This is a genomic window from Vibrio ponticus (genome assembly GCF_009938225.1).
Lineage (GTDB): Bacteria > Pseudomonadota > Gammaproteobacteria > Enterobacterales > Vibrionaceae > Vibrio > Vibrio ponticus.
In genome coordinates, this window is sequence record NZ_AP019659.1 from 1 (window position 1) to 18,809 (window position 18,809).

17 protein-coding genes are annotated in these 18,809 nt (G+C 42.7%); 7 read left to right on the forward strand and 10 right to left on the reverse strand.

What is annotated here, in order from left to right; genetic code table 11:
- Together GZN30_RS21055 and iolD are read right to left on the reverse strand one after the other, a co-directional pair.
- A partial coding sequence (locus GZN30_RS21055) for a PfkB family carbohydrate kinase (protein ID WP_232060582.1) occupies positions 1–532 on the reverse strand: 532 nt, incomplete at its 3' end.
- A gap of 443 nt (positions 533–975) precedes the next feature.
- Positions 976–2,919, reverse strand: coding sequence for a 3D-(3,5/4)-trihydroxycyclohexane-1,2-dione acylhydrolase (decyclizing) (gene iolD / locus GZN30_RS21060; RefSeq protein ID WP_075651179.1), 1,944 nt, complete (start codon positions 2,917–2,919; stop codon positions 976–978).
- A gap of 281 nt (positions 2,920–3,200) precedes the next feature.
- Between iolD and iolB the strand changes: the two genes are divergently transcribed.
- Together iolB and GZN30_RS21070 are read left to right on the forward strand one after the other, a co-directional pair.
- On the forward strand, positions 3,201–4,031 hold the full coding sequence (gene iolB, locus GZN30_RS21065; protein ID WP_075651177.1) for a 5-deoxy-glucuronate isomerase: 831 nt from the start codon (positions 3,201–3,203) through the stop codon (positions 4,029–4,031).
- Between the two features lie 59 nt (positions 4,032–4,090).
- Positions 4,091–5,539: an NAD-dependent succinate-semialdehyde dehydrogenase gene (locus GZN30_RS21070; protein WP_075651175.1), complete on the forward strand. Its 1,449-nt coding sequence runs from the start codon at positions 4,091–4,093 to the stop codon at positions 5,537–5,539.
- Positions 5,540–6,454: 915 nt separating this feature from the next.
- Here GZN30_RS21070 and GZN30_RS21075 read toward each other — a convergent pair.
- From GZN30_RS21075 to GZN30_RS21090, 4 genes are all read right to left on the reverse strand, one after another.
- Positions 6,455–7,642 carry a MalY/PatB family protein gene (locus GZN30_RS21075; protein ID WP_075647679.1) on the reverse strand — a complete coding sequence of 396 codons (1,188 nt, stop codon included), beginning with the start codon at positions 7,640–7,642 and terminating at the stop codon, positions 6,455–6,457.
- Positions 7,643–7,644: 2 nt separating this feature from the next.
- Positions 7,645–9,093: a Na+/H+ antiporter NhaC family protein gene (locus GZN30_RS21080; RefSeq protein WP_075647680.1), complete on the reverse strand. Its 1,449-nt coding sequence runs from the start codon at positions 9,091–9,093 to the stop codon at positions 7,645–7,647.
- A 156-nt stretch (positions 9,094–9,249) separates the two neighbouring features.
- Positions 9,250–9,711 carry a MarR family winged helix-turn-helix transcriptional regulator gene (locus GZN30_RS21085; protein ID WP_075647681.1) on the reverse strand — a complete coding sequence of 154 codons (462 nt, stop codon included), beginning with the start codon at positions 9,709–9,711 and terminating at the stop codon, positions 9,250–9,252.
- A 284-nt stretch (positions 9,712–9,995) separates the two neighbouring features.
- Positions 9,996–10,544: a recombinase family protein gene (locus GZN30_RS21090; RefSeq protein WP_075647682.1), complete on the reverse strand. Its 549-nt coding sequence runs from the start codon at positions 10,542–10,544 to the stop codon at positions 9,996–9,998.
- A gap of 206 nt (positions 10,545–10,750) precedes the next feature.
- On the opposite strand from GZN30_RS21090, the gene GZN30_RS21095 reads away from it, so the two are divergent.
- Positions 10,751–11,011, forward strand: a complete 261-nt coding sequence (locus tag GZN30_RS21095; RefSeq protein ID WP_075647683.1) for a type II toxin-antitoxin system Phd/YefM family antitoxin — start codon at positions 10,751–10,753, stop codon at positions 11,009–11,011.
- Positions 11,011–11,310, forward strand: a complete 300-nt coding sequence (locus tag GZN30_RS21100; protein ID WP_075647684.1) for a type II toxin-antitoxin system RelE/ParE family toxin — start codon at positions 11,011–11,013, stop codon at positions 11,308–11,310. Before GZN30_RS21095 ends, GZN30_RS21100 begins: the two co-directional genes overlap by 1 nt.
- Here GZN30_RS21100 and GZN30_RS21105 read toward each other — a convergent pair.
- Both GZN30_RS21105 and GZN30_RS21110 read right to left on the reverse strand, forming a co-directional pair.
- Complete coding sequence (locus GZN30_RS21105) at positions 11,288–11,911, reverse strand: recombinase family protein (RefSeq protein WP_075647685.1); 624 nt, start codon at positions 11,909–11,911, stop codon at positions 11,288–11,290. The two genes, GZN30_RS21100 and GZN30_RS21105, sit on opposite strands and share 23 nt — an antisense overlap.
- A gap of 590 nt (positions 11,912–12,501) precedes the next feature.
- Positions 12,502–13,578 carry a replication initiation protein gene (locus GZN30_RS21110; protein WP_075652691.1) on the reverse strand — a complete coding sequence of 359 codons (1,077 nt, stop codon included), beginning with the start codon at positions 13,576–13,578 and terminating at the stop codon, positions 12,502–12,504.
- Between the two features lie 949 nt (positions 13,579–14,527).
- Here GZN30_RS21110 and GZN30_RS21115 point away from each other — a divergent pair.
- Genes GZN30_RS21115 through GZN30_RS21125 form a run of 3 tightly spaced genes read left to right on the forward strand, consistent with a single transcriptional unit; the run spans position 14,528 to position 16,516 of the window.
- On the forward strand, positions 14,528–15,250 hold the full coding sequence (locus GZN30_RS21115; RefSeq protein ID WP_075652701.1) for a hypothetical protein: 723 nt from the start codon (positions 14,528–14,530) through the stop codon (positions 15,248–15,250).
- A complete protein-coding gene (locus GZN30_RS21120) occupies positions 15,240–16,001 on the forward strand; it encodes a hypothetical protein (RefSeq protein ID WP_408646846.1) in 762 nt (253 codons plus the stop codon). The genes GZN30_RS21115 and GZN30_RS21120 overlap by 11 nt, the downstream gene beginning before the upstream one ends.
- Positions 15,998–16,516, forward strand: a complete 519-nt coding sequence (locus GZN30_RS21125) for a metal-dependent hydrolase (RefSeq protein ID WP_075652692.1) — start codon at positions 15,998–16,000, stop codon at positions 16,514–16,516. The genes GZN30_RS21120 and GZN30_RS21125 overlap by 4 nt, the downstream gene beginning before the upstream one ends.
- Positions 16,517–16,862: 346 nt before the next feature.
- On the opposite strand, the gene GZN30_RS21130 is transcribed toward GZN30_RS21125, so the two are convergent.
- Both GZN30_RS21130 and GZN30_RS21135 read right to left on the reverse strand, forming a co-directional pair.
- Complete coding sequence (locus GZN30_RS21130) at positions 16,863–17,729, reverse strand: SIR2 family protein (RefSeq protein ID WP_075652693.1); 867 nt, start codon at positions 17,727–17,729, stop codon at positions 16,863–16,865.
- Complete coding sequence (locus tag GZN30_RS21135; RefSeq protein ID WP_075652694.1) at positions 17,726–18,718, reverse strand: ParA family protein; 993 nt, start codon at positions 18,716–18,718, stop codon at positions 17,726–17,728. The genes GZN30_RS21130 and GZN30_RS21135 overlap by 4 nt, the downstream gene beginning before the upstream one ends.
- Positions 18,719–18,809: the final 91 nt, after the last annotated feature.

The window sequence follows — 18,809 nt, forward strand, 5'->3', positions numbered from 1 at the left end:
TCAGTCCCCAAAGCACTGGACGATAGTCGATGTCCAAAGCCGTTTTAACGCCGTGCTTACGGGCATATTTCAATGCCGTTAACACCGCTTCACGTGTTTGAGGATGCGATAAGTGTGTGCCTGTAATCGCAAGACAACGAGCAGAAGCAATGAATTCTTCTGACACATCTTCTTTGGTGATCGCCATGTCTGCACAGTTATCACGGTAGAAAATCAGAGGGAAAGTATCTTCATCTTTAATACCTAGGATCACCAATGCAGTTAAACGCTCTTTATCAGTGATCAAGTGGCTGGTATCACACCCAACACTGGCTAACTCTTCACGCAAAAAGCGCCCCATATGTTCATCGCCCACACGCGCTAGCATCGCCGATTTCAAACCTTGAACGGCAGTGCCATAAGCAACGTTACCCGAAGAACCACCTAGGTACTTTGAGAATGTAGTCATGTCTTCGAGACGTGAACCGATCTGCTGACCATAAAGATCAACTGCGATGCGCCCCATACAAATTACATCTAGTTTCTTGTCCATCAATCTTCAAACCTTATAACTGATCAGCTCAAGCTGAAATTTGAAACCACTGGTTAAACTCATCTGTGCTCAAACCTGAAAAACGCCGAACACTTTAAATTTCAATGCTACATTTATACGAAATATTTGTTTCATTTACAATGAATGATGAAACAAATTTCACCATATGTGATTGAGATTACAGTTTAAGAACACCACTTAAAAACACAAAAATGTCTATTCTTTAAAGTCTTATAGAAAACAGACCACAACAACGAAACTTTCACTTGCCAATAAAATGAATATTTTGTTTCATTTTAGTTCTCGATATGATGCGCTATTGCCCCCGATACCATTTAGGCAAAAAAAAACCACCATGATGACCATCATGGTGGTAAAAACCCTTGAAACACTCTGAAAGTGGGGTATAACAAGTAGTAAGCAATTAAAAAGAAGTCTGAGTATTAATACTGACGTGCACGTTTTAACGTTTCACGAATACTGTCCGCAGCAGCCACAATCTCTGGCTTCTTAGCGACTTGAGCTGTACCGCAACGCCACCAAGATTCATAACCGTTCGTCATAGTTTTCGGTAGCACTTTAATATCAATCAAAGTAGAGACGGTTTGTTTCTTCGCATCTTCAACTGCGAATAACAGCTCTTCTTCGTTATGGACGCGATAAGCTTTACAACCATAGCTCTCTGCATTCTTCGCAAAGTCAACCGGGACTAACGCACCCGTCATTTGACCTGTTTTTGGATCTCTGAAGCGGTTTTCTGTACCATAACTTCCCATACCTTGGCTCATTTGTAAGTTATTGATGCAACCAAACGCCGCGTTATCGAACAACATGACTGTGATTTTTACACCTTCTTGAATCGACGTTTGCAGCTCAGAGTGAAGCATCATGTAAGAACCATCTCCCACAAAGCTATAAACCGGTTGTTCTGGCATCGCAATCTTCGCGCCAACAGCTGCCGCAACTTCATACCCCATGCAAGAGTAACCATACTCCATATGATAAGTATCTGGTTGTTTTGGACGCCAAACGCGTTGCAGATCCCCTGGTAGTGAACCTGCCGCACCAACGACAATCGCATTATCCTCAAGATGTCTATCTAACAACCCTAATACGCGAGTTTGTGTCAGCTCGGTATTAAGTGCTTCACGGTATTCCGTAAGTTGAGAATCAAAATGTCCATCCACTTCAGGTGTAAACCCATCGCTGAACTGGGTGGTGAATAGCCGTTCGATTTCATCGCGCCAAGCTTGTTTCGCGTCACTGATCTTATTCTGATAGTCCACCGAATAGCCCACGGCGTAACCCAATTTTTCTAAACGCTCATGCAACATCTCGAGCGCTACTTTCGCATCCGCGACAACTGAAACGGCATCCAACTTACTGGCGTCAAATTCAGATACGTTAATGGTTAAAAACTCAACATCTGGATTCTGGAATAATGACTTTGATGCCGTCGTAAAATCCGTGAAACGAGTGCCGACCCCAATCACTAAATCTGCCTCTTTAGCAATAAGGTTTGCCGCTAAACAGCCGGTTGTTCCCACTCCGCCCAGATTGAGCTCATGGTCATACACAATCGCACTTTTGCCTGCTTGGGTTTCACCAAATGGAATGCCATAGGTTTCAGCAAACTTGCGGAATGTTTCGTGAGCCTCAGAGTAGCGAACACCGCCACCACAAATTAGCATTGGTTTCTTCTTGGCAGTAATCAGCTCAATCGCATCATCGATCATTGCCTCAGTCGCTGGGCGACGCTCAATACGATGCACACGTTTCTTAAAGAAATACTCTGGGTAATCATAAGCTTCACCTTGAACATCCTGAGGCAAACAGATGGTCACCGCGCCAGTATCGGCGGGATCGGTTAATACTCGCATTGCATTAATCATTGCACTCATGATCTGCTCTGGTCGATTAACACGATCCCAATAACGAGAGACAGGTTTAAAACAATCATTCGTGCTAATCGATGCATCATGATATTGCTCAACCTGTTGCAATACAGGATCTGGTTGGCGTGTGGCGTAGATGTCACCCGGTAAGAACAAAACAGGTATGCGGTTCGCCGTAGCCGTTGCCGCTGCAGTGATCATGTTGGCTGCGCCCGGACCAACCGAAGAAGTCACCGCATAAATTTTCTTGCGCTTGTGCTGCTTAGCAAAACCGAGGGCAATATGAGCCATGCCTTGCTCATTGCATCCTTGATGGACAATCAAATCACCGGCGTCTTCTTCAAGTGCTTGCCCCAGACCCACGACGTTACCGTGACCAAAAATGGTACATACACCATGGATAAATTTTTGTTCTATACCATCAAATTCAACATACTGTTGATTCATAAATTTCACTAACGCTTGCGCGGTAGTCATTCTTAAAGTGCCCATACCACATCTCCAAACAGCGACGCTAAAGCAACTTCACGCTTTTAACGTCTAAATCAGCACAGCTCATAACAACGTCACTATATGAAATAAAATTTTCATTTCAACACCATTTTGAAATGCTCAGTGACTTTTGTGATCTTGGTAAAGTTATTATAAGAAAAAGATTAGAGCGGCAATTTGAGAGATAAACTGTATGAACTTTGCATTGAAAATGAAATAAATATTTCATAATATCCAAAAAACAAAATCCTTTCGACAGTTGTAAAATTCCAGGAGACGCTATGTCTAAGCTTCTTTCAAAATACCAGCCAGGAACCCCTGATGGCTGCACGCAACAAATTACCCCTGCAAATGCCCAGTGGGACTACGTTGGCTTTGAGGCATTCGAACTGCAACCAGGTCAAACACTGACACAGTTCGAAGCTGACCTAGAGATTTGTTTAGTACTTGTAGCCGGTAAAGCGACGATAAAAGCGGGCGAACATTGCTTTGAAAACATTGGTGACCGCATGGATCCGTTTGAGCGCAAAAAACCGTATGCAGTATACGTCGCACCTAATCAATCTATCGATATTGAAGCTTTGACAGAACTCGAACTCGCCGTATGTAAAGCACCAGGAAAAGGCACTTACGAGACTCGTTTAATCTCCCCGGATGATATCGACGCAGAAGCGCGTGGCGCTGGAAACAACCGCCGCTATGTGCACAACATTCTTCCTGACTACAAACCGGCTGACAGCTTATTGGTGGTCGAAGTGTATACTGAAGAAGGTTGCACAAGCTCTTACCCAAGTCACAAACACGATCAATCGAATGAGCCTCACGAAACATATCTTGAAGAAACCTACTACCATCGCTTAAATCCATCACAAGGATTCTGCCTACAACGCGTCTACACGGATGACCGTTCATTGGATGAATCGATGGCGGTATATAACAAGGATGTCGTGAAAGCACCGAAAGGCTACCACCCAGTTGCGACCATTGCAGGTTATGACAACTACTACCTAAATGTGATGGCTGGTCCTTCTCGCAAGTGGCAGTTCACTTGGGAAAAAGACCATGAATGGGTAAATAGTCAAACTTACCGCGATAAGCACGCCGAAGTTTAATTACTCACAACAAAAACTGGATAACACCTCATTCCATTCGGGGTAGATAGGAAATGATCATGACGACTCAAACTCGATCGTTATTTAGAGAGCAATGTTTTATCGGTGGCCATTGGTGTAGCGCGACAAATAACGCTTCATTTCATGTCTATAACCCTTCCACAAAAGGTATTGTAGGTAGTGTCCCTTACATGGGTTCGAAAGAGACTGCTGAAGCCATTAAATTGGCAGAGCAAGCATTTAAAACCTGGAAAGCCCAAACAGCGGCGTTAAGAGCGCGTGTTCTGCGCCGTTGGTATCAATTAATCGTACAACACACCGAGGAGCTCGCCTATATCATCTCCCGTGAACAAGGCAAGCCGATAAAAGAAGCACGTGGCGAAGTTGAATACGCCGCAAGCTTTGTCGAATGGTTTGCTGAAGAGGCTAGGCGCAGCTATGGTGATGTCATACCCTCACATCGCGATGACGCACGTATCCTCACTCTACGCGAGCCGATCGGTGTTGTTGCTGCGATTACCCCTTGGAATTTTCCAGCTGCAATGGTGACCCGTAAATGCGCACCGGCGTTTGCCGCAGGTTGCGCGGTAATTTTAAAACCCGCACCTGAGACACCATTTACTGCACTTGCACTTGCCGACCTAGCTCATCAAGCTGGAATTCCAAGTGGGCTGTTCTCGGTGATCACTGGGGACAACAAAGCAATTGGTAAAACGTTACTCAGTAGCCCAATTGTTAGAAAACTTTCTTTTACTGGCTCCACCTTGGTGGGCAAAGAATTAATGCAACAAGCGGCATCTTCCATCAAAAAGCTGTCCCTTGAATTAGGTGGAAACGCCCCCTTCATCATCTTTGATGATGCAGACATTGATGCTGCTATCGATGGGATCATGATTGCTAAATTTCGAAATGCTGGGCAAACGTGCGTTTGCGCCAATCGCATCTACGTACACGACTCAGTATATGAAGAGGTGACGAAGAAGCTCGTTGATCGCGTTGCGCAGCTAAAGGTTGGCGATGCGTTTGAACCGAATATTCAGATTGGTCCACTGATTAATCGTCGAGCCGTCGATAAGGTTATTACTCATGTCAATGATGCCCTCGCCCTCGGGGCTGAGGTCGCATTTGGGAAAGCCCCCTCCGCAGACAGCAACTTTTTTACACCTTATGTGCTCACTGAAGTCAGCGATGATATGTTGATTGCTCACGAAGAGACTTTTGGTCCTGTTGCCGCGTTGTTCCGTTTTCAAAATGAACATAGTGTGCTCGAGCGTGCCAATCGCGGGCAGTCCGGTCTATGTGCCTATATTTATACACGCTCACTCTCTAGAGCGTGGCGAGTGAGTGAGGCCCTAGAGACTGGGATTGTTGGAGTAAACGAGGGGCTGATTTCAACGACGGTTGCACCTTTTGGTGGTGTAAAAGAATCAGGACTTGGTCGCGAAGGATCTTACCAGGGACTAGAGGAATACCAAGAAGTGAAATACGTGTTGATGGGTGGTATTTAAACGGTCCAAAATCATCTTCGATCGCCCCCCAACCACGACACGACCACCGCTGCGCCATTAAATTTCATGTGATGAAGCGATGTTACGCCAACCCAGCCGCTCTCACTTTACCAAAGAACGGGGCGCAGCATTGGGTGGGCGGGGGATGTGGTGGGTCTCCATAAAATAGCTTGCGATTTTTATGGATTGGCCGGTACGGACAACATAACTCTTCAACTGGTGACAACGTCATAAAAGCGCAACTCACTAAACCGCATGGCAAACACCTCTGGTTTTGCGATGCGCACGCCTTTTCCCTGCTTTGCCCTTTGGGCAAGGCAGATAAATAGACGCCAGCTTTGCTGGCCACCTTAGAGCACGCTTTCTGTGCGGTTGTGAAAATTTACACATAATGTCCAATAATGCTTGTAGTTGCTCAGGGCTCGGCAGCTTGCTGACGAAAAGCCCGTGCAATTGCGCATTATTCCACATTATGTTGAATTTGAACTGAAAGCCCCAAGCTTGGGGGATGGGGTTGGAAATCGACCTTTTCAGCGGCCTTGCTACGGAAGCCTAAATGCAGCCGCCTCAGTGATGATGACGTTTATGTGATGGGCTGTGTCGCGCAGCGTCACGCGCTTAGCCCATGACATGTTTTTGCGTGTTCACCACTGGGTAGTGGCTAGTTTAGGCTGGAGTGCTTAGCAAGGCCATCAATAGCATGGCTCACGCTAGCTCTTCGAAAATAAAAATGCGACTTCAACTACCAGAAGCTGAGTTAACTAAGCGTTATTACTCAACCAATAATCCCGTTTCAGCAGGTTAACCCTCTTACACCAACTGATAATTTAAAGTTCTTTAGTGTATCAAAATGAACTGATGGGTGATTAATTCCTGCAAAAAAGGGAAGTGAATAACTCACTTCCCTTCTATTTTTTATAACCCCGAGAATGCAGCTTTAAGTGAGTTCATACATTGAACAACCCTAGAGCGTGGACACGCGACATTAATCCGTTGAAATCCCGTGCCTTCTTCACCAAAAATATAACCATCATCAAGGGCGATATTGGCTTTTTCGAGAACCAGTTCGGTCAATTGCTCATCGGTCAAGTTGTAAGCTCGCATATCAATCCACGCAAGATAGGTACCTTCACCACCAACCAGTCTCATCTTGAGATTATTCTCATTTATGAACTCACGAATGAAATTAAAGTTCCCATCAATGTATTCGTTCACTTGGTTAAGCCATGACTCCGCTTCATTATACGCAGCCTGACAAGCAACAAGCGCAAATGCGTTCGGATCACCAAGACCAAAACGACCATGCATAAATTCATGCCAGTTATTACGCATCTCTTCATCATTAATTACGATATTTGACAATTGGACGCCAGCTAAATTGAATGACTTACTCGGAGCAGTACAAGTGATAATTCGATGTTTGTAAGATGGATCAATTAACTCAAGAGGCGTATGTTTAATACCCTTACGAATCAAATCAAAATGTATCTCATCCGATACGACCCATAAATTGTGACGCTTACAGATCGATAAGAATCCTTCCAATTCTGTAACTGTCCATACTCTTCCTGTTGGGTTATGAGGACTGCAGAAGAAAATCGCTTTAACATTTTCAGAAACGATCTTGTTCTCCAAGTCATCTAGATCCATAAACCAGTCACCATTTTGGTACCTCAACGGATTATTAACCAACTTGCGGTTATTTTTTTCAATCATCCGCGTAAAAGGGTAGTAGACCGGACGTTGAATTAAAATACCCTCCCCTTCTTCAGCCAAAATATTAGCCAAGAATCCAAGAGCAGGCACGATACCTGGGGCGTAAACGATGCTTTCTTTATCCACAGTCCAATTAAAACGACGAGAGAACCAACCTTGAACAGCATCTAAAAACTGTTCGTTTGAAGAATGAGAATAACCTAAAATTTGTCTATCCGTACGCTGTTTTATAGCATCTAGAATTTGTGGTGCACACGCAAAATCCATATCCGCAACCCACATAGATAGCACATCATCTTGAGCTTTAGGGTAAAACATACTGATGTGTTCCCACTTCATGCTATCTGTGCCACTTCGATCCACAATATTATCAAAATTATACTTCATGATTATTTTTCCTCCGCTAGTTCAAGTTGTTCATTTTCGTCTTTTGCTCCAAAATTCAAGAAACCAAATACGATTGTCATGATAGCGGGCATCCAGCAGAAAAATGCGAACGGAGCTAATTGCATGATCGATACACCTGTTACACCTGACATATAGATACCAGTACTGCCCCAAGGTATTAAAGGAATAAAAATAGCTGATGCTGATAGTGTTGCAGTTGAAAGGCTAACGCGAGGCAACCCTGCATTTTTAAATTTTTCTTTAAACAACTCAGTGGGAACGATAACTGAAATATAAGATTCGGTTGTCGCAATAGCTGTCACTAGCGTTGCACTAACAGAAGCAAAAACAAGCGATGATTTTTTCTTCATATTACCGAATAAAGTCTCGACAATGACATTCAGGCAACCAATCTTAGAAAAAATACCGATAAACATCATTGCACAGAACATTAGCGTGAACATCCATGCCATGGAATCGATACCACCTCGACCAACAAGAGAACGGATTTGGTCCGATACAATCATGTCTTTTGATGCTGGTATCATATCTACACTGAAACCACCCCAACTTGCCTTTAAGCCATCAATAACACTGAAGCCATTCAGACCGACACCAATAGCAATCGCTAAAAAACCAGCACCAAACATTGATGGTACAACTGGGAGCCTTTTAATAGCGCAACCCATAAGTATGATTAACGGAAGTACGGCAAGAGGATTAACGTTGAATAGTGCTTCGACTTGTTCTGAAAAGTTGTTCGATAACGTCGTTGTAGCAACTTCTTCATTGTAAGACATACCCAAAAATAGATACGCAACAATAGAGATAATTGTCACTGGGAAAACTATATACGAAGTCCCTTTTAGGGTGTTGTAAGTGGAAATCTTATTAATTGAAGATGCAAGGTTACACATATCAGACATAGGAGAAAAAATCTGACCAAACATAGAGCCAGCAACAACAGCTCCGGCTAATAAGGGCATGTGCACGCCAGCAATCTCTCCCATTCCGATCATAACGACACCGATAGTACCAGCGGTCCCCCAAGAGGTACCAATGGCTACAGCGGTAGCTGAACATGCGATAAAGGCAAAAGCAACAATATAATCCGGGTTTACAATGCTAAGTAAATAATAGATAGAAACAGGGATAGTTCCCGAAAACATCCATGTAGCAATCGTAAAACCAATACCCAGTACTATCGTTAGCACGGGAATCACATCACCGATTCCCTGTTCAATACCTTGTTCTATATCTTTCCACTGGTACCCACAACGATAGCCGACTATTAGCGCCACTACTGTCGCAAGGACCATGATAATCCCTATGCTGACACCATGAATCACAATACCAAAAAATATCGCACCAATTAGAAAGGCAAAACAAGAGAACGACTCAACCGCCGTGGGCGGTCTAACTGTATGAGATAACGAGCTTTTTTCTGTCATAAACAACCTCAAATAGATCAAAACAAACACATAGTTAAGGTGGTTAACTATATAGTTAAGGTCCTTAACTATCAATGTAGAAAAAAGCAATTGCTGCTACTTTGTGAGATGAATCAGCAAAAAAGAAAAAGGACTGTGTTTAGAAATGACTAAGGTCTAATTTTTCCCAAGAGAAGTGTCTTTCCTGAATTTCATATATAAATCGAGAAACTTCATTACTGTATCCAGTTCTTCGGATGATAAAGGCTCTAGGTACTTTTCGAGTTGCTCGGAATAGTTATCGTTAACTTTTTGTCTAGCAAAATATAACTCTATGCCCAATTCAGTTAGTGTAATGTCCATATATCTAGCATCGATTGAATTTTTATTGATTACAATCAAACCCTTATCACCAATTCGCTTAAGCATTTGTGATATGGCACTTTTAGACTTGTACATTTTTTTTGATATGTTAGTGACAGAAATTCGATCATTTTCATAAATATACTTAACCAAAAAAGCCTCAGAAGGAGTGTATGTACCCTCAACATCTCCATACGTTCTCGCTTTTTTGTCGTATACATTCTCGACATCTTGCATCTCTGAAAATGTATCAATAATTTCTAAAAATTTGTTCATAAACACTATCTCGGGGCGATAAAAATCGGTTAATACTACACTATATTATTAGCAAGGCTACTTCATGTTCCGCATACCAACACCAAAACTCGGTCTACAGTGTTTAAGAAGACCTAACTTTTATTGGCATATAAATCAATACATAACCTTATCAATGGAGGGGGATTTTAATTATTCCTACATTAAAAATAAGGTAAGTAACTTCTTTGGATTTAGGAATAACATTACCCATATACGAATAAATTAGTATTCGGACTACTGATTAAAAAGCTAATTTGCACCATTCACAGTTTATTGGCTAAAACCTTATACACCGTCGTCCGACTGCAACCCAACTCTTTACTGATCGCATGCTTGTTCATTCCTTGCTCTGCCAGCGCTTGTATGCGCTGATGAAGCGTCTTATCAGGAAATCGGCCGAGGTGCCTTCCTTCGGCTCTGGCGCGCTCCCTACCTTCATTACAACGCTTTAGAATACGTTTTCGCTCCATTTCTGCGAACGCTGATATTGTGGTGTAAATAACCCGACCGACATCGCTGTTAATATCTACGTTACCTAAATCATGGAAGACGAGACCTGCACCTTTTTGTGCCAGGGTATCGGCAATTTGTAATGCATCGATGGTGTTACGAGCCAAGCGGTCAACTTTCATTACGTGGATGGTGTCGCCTTCGCGGGAAAAATCGATCATAGCGTTTAACTGAGTGCGTTCCGAATCTTTACCACTGGCACTTTCTTGGAAAATTTTTTCACAACCGAGTTGGGTAAGCTGATCTACTTGAATCGCTAGAGATTGATCGCTGGAACTGACGCGCGCGTAGCCTATTTGCATGATGGACACCAAAATTGTTCAAAAACATATAATTTATATTATGGGCATGTACATTTGAATTCAACAGGACATATTGGACGCAATGAGGTACTTATAAGTTTAGTGACCTAAAAGTACACCTTTATGGACACTCCCTTTTCCCATCCCCTCGAATGATTCGCATGAATCGAACGATTCGACTATAATGAACGAAAAAGGAGCACTCTATGCAATCATTAACCGCTAATACGGCAAAAACTAAATTTGGTGACCTACTTATGAAGGTACAGCGTGAGCCTGTACAAATCAGCAAAAATGGTTCACCGGTGGCAGTCATGATGTCATGCGAAGAATATGCAGAGCTTGAAGCTTTAAAGATGGCCATGGTGAAGTCGCGTTTTGAGCAAGCGGAGCGAGATATCGCGAATGATAATTTGGTCGATGGCGATACCTTCATGAACGAATTGGATCTAGGCAAGTTTGACTAATGGCACAATACAAACTTTCTCCTGCCGCACAGACCGATCTTATCGATATCCGCCGCTACACACTCGAAAACTGGGGAAGTGTGCAATGGACTAACTATTTCAATGAACTCAAACAATCAATGACGTTGTTAGCCAATAACGAATTAATTGGTATCGACATGCCCGAACTGGGTGCGGGTTATTGCCGCTTTCCTTTAAAGCATCATGTGATTTACTACATTAGAAAACCGGACCATATTGTTATCGCCGCGGTATTGGGTCGCAATATGTCCCCTGCTAAGCACTTTCAGCAACAGTGATCGCTTTTATACCTTTGCGCTTAATGTAATCACGCAGCGTACTTGGCGCTTCATCAATCAATTTGGCGGTTGGGCGAATTCCCAACCCTAATTTTATGTACTTTTCTATCTGATCACGTTTGGCGTCTAACTTTAAGCGCTCAGCGGGACCTTTTGGTCGACCGAGTATCACGCCGGCCTTTTTCCTGGCTGCTAGAGCTTCTTTGGTGCGCATTGAGATAAATTCGCGCTCAATTTCAGCCGCTAAACCCAATACCGTCGCGGTAATACGAGCTTGCATTGAACCATCCAATTGCATGTTTTGTTTGGCAATGTATACATCAATACCTTTCTCCATGCAGATCTCAAGCACTTCTAATACTTGCAAGGTTGAACGAGCGATCCGGCTGACTTCGGCAAAGATGAGTTTGTCTCCCCTTTCCATACCTTCAATTAGTCGACCAAGTTTGCGTTCGTGCCATTTCTTTTTACCTGTGACGACATCTTCAACAAAACAAAGATCACCAATCCCAAATTTATTGCAGTATTCATAAATGCCGTGTTTTTGATTCGCGGTATCTTGGCTATCTGATGACACTCTTAAGTAAGCGTAATGACTCATGGTCCCTCCTTGTGTAAGGAGTTGTTATAGCAAGAGTCTGTAATGAGAAAGTGCGGTTTGACCTAATTTGTGATCATAAGAAAAAAGAGAAAGATTGATTTTGGATTGTGGGCAACTGTGTAAATCTTTGATTTTCCAGTTATCCACAATAACTATAAGGATCTATATATATCTATATATTACTATTTTAACTATGAGATCTATAAGATCTATAGACCTTGTAAGCTATTGTTTTTAAATGATAAATCAAGCTCAAATGATCATATTTAAGGTGTTTAGATAACAAAATATAGGTGGTGATGATCATATTATAGGTCTTAATGATCTTATATCAGGTCATTGATGACATATTTTAGGTGTTTGAGTGTAAATATTAGGTGTTTAGATGACACATTTTAGGTGTTGCCTCATTTGAGTGCCTATAACGTGACAAATTTGAGGTATAGATGACATATTTTAGGTTTCGGTGTCCTAATTTTGGGCATGTACCTCGCTTGAACACCACTTTCTCGCCTAAAAAAAGTCACTTAAAGAGAAAAACACCTAAATAATGTCATTTATTTGAAGTGAACACCTAAAAAGTGTTTGCTTTAATAATCCGGGTTATTACTCATAGTCGCGAGCGTGTCTATCTTTTCCATCAATGAGTCGATATCCGTCTGCTCTGCTTCCTCAACCTGCTGAACTTGTTGGAAATGTCTTCGTGATAAACTCTCTTCTACTTTTAGAGCTTGTTCATCGCGACCTATGTATCGGTAAGCTATCGCAAGGTTTTCCAGTTCTGAATCGGTGAGTTTGACATTGTTTTGTAAACGCTTAAGTTCAAGTTCGCGGATGTTTTTGAGTGCATCATGTTGGTTTAGCTCGTCGATGGTGCCCAATTTTATCCAGCGGAAAAGGAACTTAATGCCTGTAATTGAGCGACCTTTTTTGATCACCTCAAAACCTTTCTCACCTTTGTCGCTTTCTAAGAACAACAACTCTTTACTGATCTGTGGATGCTCAGAGAGCTCTTTGATGCTCTCACGGATGCAGCGCTTCATAAAAACGCTGTTGTTTTTAAATGATGCTTTGTCTTTTTTCAGTTTGCCAACTTCATCAAGTAAACCAAACACGCCTTTTAACTCGTCTAGTTTTTGTGAGTGCATTTCAAAGCCCTTGTCTTTAAAGCGGCTAAGAAGCTCATACAATCTTTTTGAGTATTCTTTTTTTACATCGAAGAAGTTGCGAGTATTGATCAGAGCAAAGCCTTGATTGTATTCGATGTACTCAGATTTCAGCATATCGTTAGGTACCATAGTCAGAACACCGCTTTTATAGGCAATGTGCTTGAACAATGGACGGTAATCGAACTCGGTGTCTCCTTTTGGAGTTTCCACCTTAATACCAATTTTTCGACTAGCTAAACGGTTGGCGACTGGGCTTAGATTGCTACCAATGTGTTTGGATTCGACCCCAAGCCATTCTGAGAGTTGGTGGGAAGTAAATTCATAATGAGGAGTCGACTGGTCCCAATCTGCTGCTTTCATGTGTGCCACCATTAAGGCAAACATGTCCGCTTCACGTGAAGAAAGATCTTGTCGGCTAAAGACAAGTTGATGCCCTTTCTTGATATGTTTCGGTAGGTTATCGCTAACGACTGGGTAAAAATACTCTTCATTATCCATTAACAAAAAATCCAATGCTGACAAAATCTAGGTAATTATGACATCTTTTAGGTGTATATCTAGTATTTCCACCTAAATTTTGTCATCTATGTGTCAATTTCGTGAATTCATCCTAGGTAAATGCAATTCATAAGATTGTTAAGATCAGATTTTTCTCAGTGGATCGGATCTCGCGGTCTCCGTTTTGTCCCCCATATGCCTCCCGTTATACGTTCAAAGAGATTTTCACTTTTTAAGGAATGCTTAACGAAGCCAAATTAATTGAGTAACTTACTCACTTGGTCGTTGCGGGAGCAGACGCCAGCGATGTGAAATAATTGGGTGGCATTTAGGCTTGTCTAAATGAAATAAGAGTAAGTGACAATGTAATGCCGTCTTACGGGGGACGCGATTGACCAATGGTGTTGTGTGGACAATTGATAAACGGGTTAACAAGTGATGCCTAGCTGTTAGGTTGATTTAGTCAGTACACAGACCAGTCTAGGAAAGGGAAGAGAGTAACGCCTCAACCTGCAGCGGTGCGGCGAGCCGTGTGACTATGCCCAGCCTTAACTAATCTGTCACGTAAATACGCACCTGATAACGCATTATGTTGAAAAACCAACATCAAATAGAGAGTCGGATCTTGGGTTGACGTTAACGCTTTTGTGTTGCATCACCCAGCCCCGTCTTAGAACCCTAATGTGCGAAATAAACGGTCATTACTTTTGTTCACCTCCCTATTCTTGTCTTTTTATCGCTCTCATCACTTTTATTTACCCCTTCCTTTTGGTTTAAATTTTTTCTGGTTGTGCAGAAATAACCGCTGGCATTCGCGCGAATACGGCAGGCGTTTTTAGTGGCGATAAACAACTCAATTACAAGCAAGCTTCTGTGCACTCTCAAGCTCGCTTCATCAGCTTTCATCTGCTGGCAAAGCGCGTATGGTCGGTAAAGAGGATAAGACATCATGCGATTTTTGAAACTCAGAACCGATCATAACCGAATACGTAAAGATGGCGCGCGCTATGTCACGCCGTTAGTGGTGGATGCACCGCGCCGCTTTGCTCCGAGCCGTGATCGAAAGGAAACCTGCTTGCGCCGAAAACAGTGCCAGCTCATCACGGGCGCACACGACTCGGGAAAGAGTCGCTGGTTAACGCGCCTGCGAGACAACCGGCACGAAATATGGGGGAAGAAAACGCAGCCTGTCTTACTAGAGGGTCTTTTACCTCTCTCTAGTTGGGTTGAAATTAAGGGCATCGATAAGTGGTACAGCAAATACCGCCAAGATGAGAGCCAAGCCATGCATTGGCATAAACTCAACTTGCAACAGAAGGCCGATTTGCTGGCTGATTACTTGGTGGATACCCAGTCCTTACTCTTTATTGATGACGCGCATAAGCTCACCGGTCGCAAAGCGCAGATCGCGAGAAAGTGCTTGTTGTCAGCAAAAATATGGCTGATCACCTGCAGCGAAGAGGGTCGTTTGCCGCCATCCATACGCCCTATTATTGAGCGACGTGATCCGCAACGCATCAATTTAGAGAGTGATGTCAGTTACGACACCACTAAAGCGCTGATTTGGTTTATGGTGGCATTGTGTGTGGTCGCGGGTGCTTGGGAAGCGGGCGCGGTGATTGGTGGGCTGCAGATGTTGGGTTCGGGAAGGAGGTCGACGCGTGCTGATTAGTTTTGCCATCGCAATCACGTTGATATTTTCGTTTCGGGAGGTGTTTGCCGCTGATTGGGGAATTGAAATACCGTGGCAAGAGCCGGAAGTCATAGCACCTGAAATCAAACCGTTTGAGCTCCCTACCCTTAAAGGCGTCGCCCCTCACTACAACACCCCTACTCCGGCATTGAAACCAGCGCCCAAAATAGACCCTGACCGGATTTTTCACACTGTGCTGAGTTGCTACCCAGAGAAGAGCAAATTCAAATTGGACTTGAATTTGGTGGCTGGGATGAAAACCAATCTTGATGAGTACAACAGTGATGATTGGCCGGAGATCTCGGAGCACTATATTGGCATCGTAGGCAAGATGCCGCTCTACTCTTCCACTGAGCAATCTCGCGAACGCCAATGGGAATATCAACGGCGTACCGCGACTGCCACGTCGGTAGCGGCATTTACTCAAGCGTTGGCGGACCGCAATTATGCGTATCGCTTAATGGGGCTTTATCTGTCGCTTGAGGCGCGCGCACAACGGCGAGTAGCGCAAGGCGTGGCCAATGTATCGGAGCAAGTCACCTTGCTAGAAAAAGTCGCCACTGCGCACCGTGATGTATTAGCGCATGAAGCCAAAATTGTGGAGCATCGCTTAGTCTTGGTGGCGTTATGTGAGGAGAGCTACAGTGAACAAGTGAACCACTATTTGCAGCAGCTCGCTTACTTACCTCCTCCGCCTAACCAACCCTTAGCGCAAGAGAACGCTCGTTGAAGTGGCTTAATCACGGCTTAATTGCCGGTTCAATTTGCGCGGTGATCTCACCGCCGCATGTGCCAATCTGTATTGCTGGCGCAACGGCGCCGGATTGGTTGGAATATCTTTTTAAGTTGTCGGGCAAGCACATCAAACATCGTGGCGTGACGCATATTTTTACCCATTGGTTGATTGCCGCGATTGCGTGCACATTGGTGTGGGATTACCAAGGAATTGGGATGGCGTTTGCCTGGGGCGGTGTAAGCCACATACTCACCGATGCGATGACGGTTTCAGGTGTGCCTTTTTCGCCCTACAGCGACCGACGCTTTCATTTGTTCGGTGGTCGATTTCGCACCGGTGACCCGGTGGAGTACGCAATTGCCGCTGGTGTTGTTTTGTTGTGTTTGGCGTTTGTCCATCTGACGGGAGGACAAGGTTTTGCGCCATTCTTTTACGATTGGTCGGGGATGTATAACGAGGGGCTCATCGATGCACAGGAGTGGAAACAGAACCGATTTAGACTGATTTAAAGGGGAGAAAAGTTGTCAATATTCAGGCTGAATAATGACAAGTATTGCTCAGAATTAGTACGCCAAAGTAAATTTGCTTATTGGCTTTTCATTACCCAAGTGCTCTTTAAACTTTTGAGCTTTTTTTATGCCATTTGGGTCAATAAGGCCGAGAAAATCGACAACTGACCATGTGTAAAGCTGAGGTAGTTGTAAGAAGCTTTATATATTGTATCTTGGTTGGAGCATAGTCGGCATGGCGTGATCATACGGTACTACTGAATGAAGATGAACTATTCAGTAGTCCATATACGTATGACACTCTAATTATGTAATGCCTCACAAGGCATATACTTAATCGATTAGATTACCAACTTTGGTTTGCACTAATTGTTGCTCTGAGTTCTTCAACTTTAGAAACTAATTCTTCTAGGGACTCTGTGAGTTCAATATGCCCATTATTTGAAGAGTATTCTAAGAATTTCATTCTCATTGATTCATTTGCGATAGTTAAGATATCTGAATGAACTTCACCTGAAGGTAATGTCATATAATGAAATGGAGTTCTTCCGTGTGCAAATTGAATATCTTCAAATAACATTCGAATGTCAGGGTCATCAGTTCCACAGCCAAGAAATAAGAATGTGTGCGTCAGTGCTAAAGATTTTAAAATTTCATAAAAAAGAACAAATTTTGTTCTTGCTTCTGCGTAATCACGTCGAGTGAATATAAGCTCTTGAGGAGAGTCCGCGGAACCATGAGTTTTTAGTATTAAGCGATGATCACCACCTAGTAAATAGTTAGCAATATCATTACTTGTATGATCTTTGACTAAAATTGTCCCTGCAGATTCAGTTCGAGCGTATGTATCATAAATTTGGTCAAAATTTGGTGTTAAAACAATGCTTGCGTCTAGTAAATAGATTTGTTTGTGTATATCAGCAGGAACATAACCTGCTTGATGGTATTCATGTTGGACTTTATCTATAAAAACATCAGTAGTTAACCTGTTTTTTATAATTTCACAAGCCGTCAGATAATCATGTCTTGCTAATAACTCTTCGATGCATTCGGTATTATCCAGTCCTTGCATACAGTGTCGTAAAAACTCCTCCCAAGTATCGGGTCTTTTATCATGTCTATTTTTTGAGTTTTTGGAAATACCAGCACCTAATACGATTACGCAGCGGCGCCTAGCTAGAACATCAACTAAGATTGGTGGCCATTCAATCATTGCTCTAACCTTTCAATCAATTTATTAGAAATGTTATGGAAAAATTCAGATGCTTCAGAAACACGAGTATATTGAGCGCCTACAACGCCATCCTTGGAGCCTAAATCAAAAATTGGAGCGTGGGCCTGTTGTGACAAAGGAACCACACTAGAAAGAGTAGGTACTTCACCTAGATCTGTATATTCATGGGGAATATCAAAAAATGAACTAAGTTCTTTTAATTCGGTTTTTTGTCTATCAATTATTCTTTCAAAAGCCCCTACAGCTTGTCTTACACCTTCTTTTTTCTTAGCTCGATACTGCTGTACAACGTAACCAGCGAAACTTAAGTTCCAATTCACATCTGCATTAGCTATTTGAAAACTGTATCCTTCTTCACGAGTATGCCTTTGAATAGCATCTTCGAGTGATGATTTCCAAGTTGTTAGTGACTTGATTATGTTTTCGACAGCCATCATTGAAAATATATCAACTGATAATGGCATTAAAAAATAGTCTGCAGCAAGGAGTACAGAGCGGTTAAGGGCACCTAAGGATGGTCCCATATCTATAAGAACATAGTCATAGTTATCAAAGCGGGATACCAGTTCTTTGAATGCATATGTTGTTTGAAACCCTCGGGGATCTCCATTTCTAGTCGAAGCCCAATCGGTAGCGATCAAATCTTCACGAATCGAAAGCTTAGGATCACCTACGATTAAATCGACAGAAAACCTCTCACTCCTAACTACAGATGGGACTTCTGCAGGATAACCGCGCCCACGTCTAATAGGTTCATAAAAAGCATCGACACTATAATGCTTTTCATCCATTAGAATTTTCTCTAGATTTTCTTCGGGCAACAAATAAGCTGAAGCGTTACATTGTGGATCTGCATCAATGACAAGTACTTTTTTATCAAACTTCATAGATAGTGATGCTGCAAGATTACAAAGTAGTGTCGTTTTTCCAACCCCACCTTTGTTATTAAAGAAAGCTATAGATTTCAATGGTGTATTCCCCGTTTGTTATTGTTGGAAATGATGATGCCTTAACATTTCATATGCAAGCAATATATTATTTAACAGAGAGGTTGACCTT

Excerpts from the sequence above, each read along its gene's own strand:
- GZN30_RS21085 (WP_075647681.1), bottom strand. The coding sequence starts at position 9,711 with ATGAACAAATTTTTAGAAATTATTGATACATTTTCAGAGATGCAAGAT.
- iolB (WP_075651177.1), top strand. The coding sequence starts at position 3,201 with ATGTCTAAGCTTCTTTCAAAATACCAGCCAGGAACCCCTGATGGCTGC.
- GZN30_RS21110 (WP_075652691.1), bottom strand. The coding sequence starts at position 13,578 with ATGGATAATGAAGAGTATTTTTACCCAGTCGTTAGCGATAACCTACCG.
- GZN30_RS21095 (WP_075647683.1), top strand. The coding sequence starts at position 10,751 with ATGCAATCATTAACCGCTAATACGGCAAAAACTAAATTTGGTGACCTA.
- GZN30_RS21100 (WP_075647684.1), top strand. The coding sequence starts at position 11,011 with ATGGCACAATACAAACTTTCTCCTGCCGCACAGACCGATCTTATCGAT.
- GZN30_RS21080 (WP_075647680.1), bottom strand. The coding sequence starts at position 9,093 with ATGACAGAAAAAAGCTCGTTATCTCATACAGTTAGACCGCCCACGGCG.
- GZN30_RS21090 (WP_075647682.1), bottom strand. The coding sequence starts at position 10,544 with ATGCAAATAGGCTACGCGCGCGTCAGTTCCAGCGATCAATCTCTAGCG.
- GZN30_RS21075 (WP_075647679.1), bottom strand. The coding sequence starts at position 7,642 with ATGAAGTATAATTTTGATAATATTGTGGATCGAAGTGGCACAGATAGC.
- iolD (WP_075651179.1), bottom strand. The coding sequence starts at position 2,919 with ATGGGCACTTTAAGAATGACTACCGCGCAAGCGTTAGTGAAATTTATG.
- GZN30_RS21130 (WP_075652693.1), bottom strand. The coding sequence starts at position 17,729 with ATGATTGAATGGCCACCAATCTTAGTTGATGTTCTAGCTAGGCGCCGC.
- GZN30_RS21070 (WP_075651175.1), top strand. The coding sequence starts at position 4,091 with ATGACGACTCAAACTCGATCGTTATTTAGAGAGCAATGTTTTATCGGT.
- GZN30_RS21115 (WP_075652701.1), top strand. The coding sequence starts at position 14,528 with ATGCGATTTTTGAAACTCAGAACCGATCATAACCGAATACGTAAAGAT.
- GZN30_RS21105 (WP_075647685.1), bottom strand. The coding sequence starts at position 11,911 with ATGAGTCATTACGCTTACTTAAGAGTGTCATCAGATAGCCAAGATACC.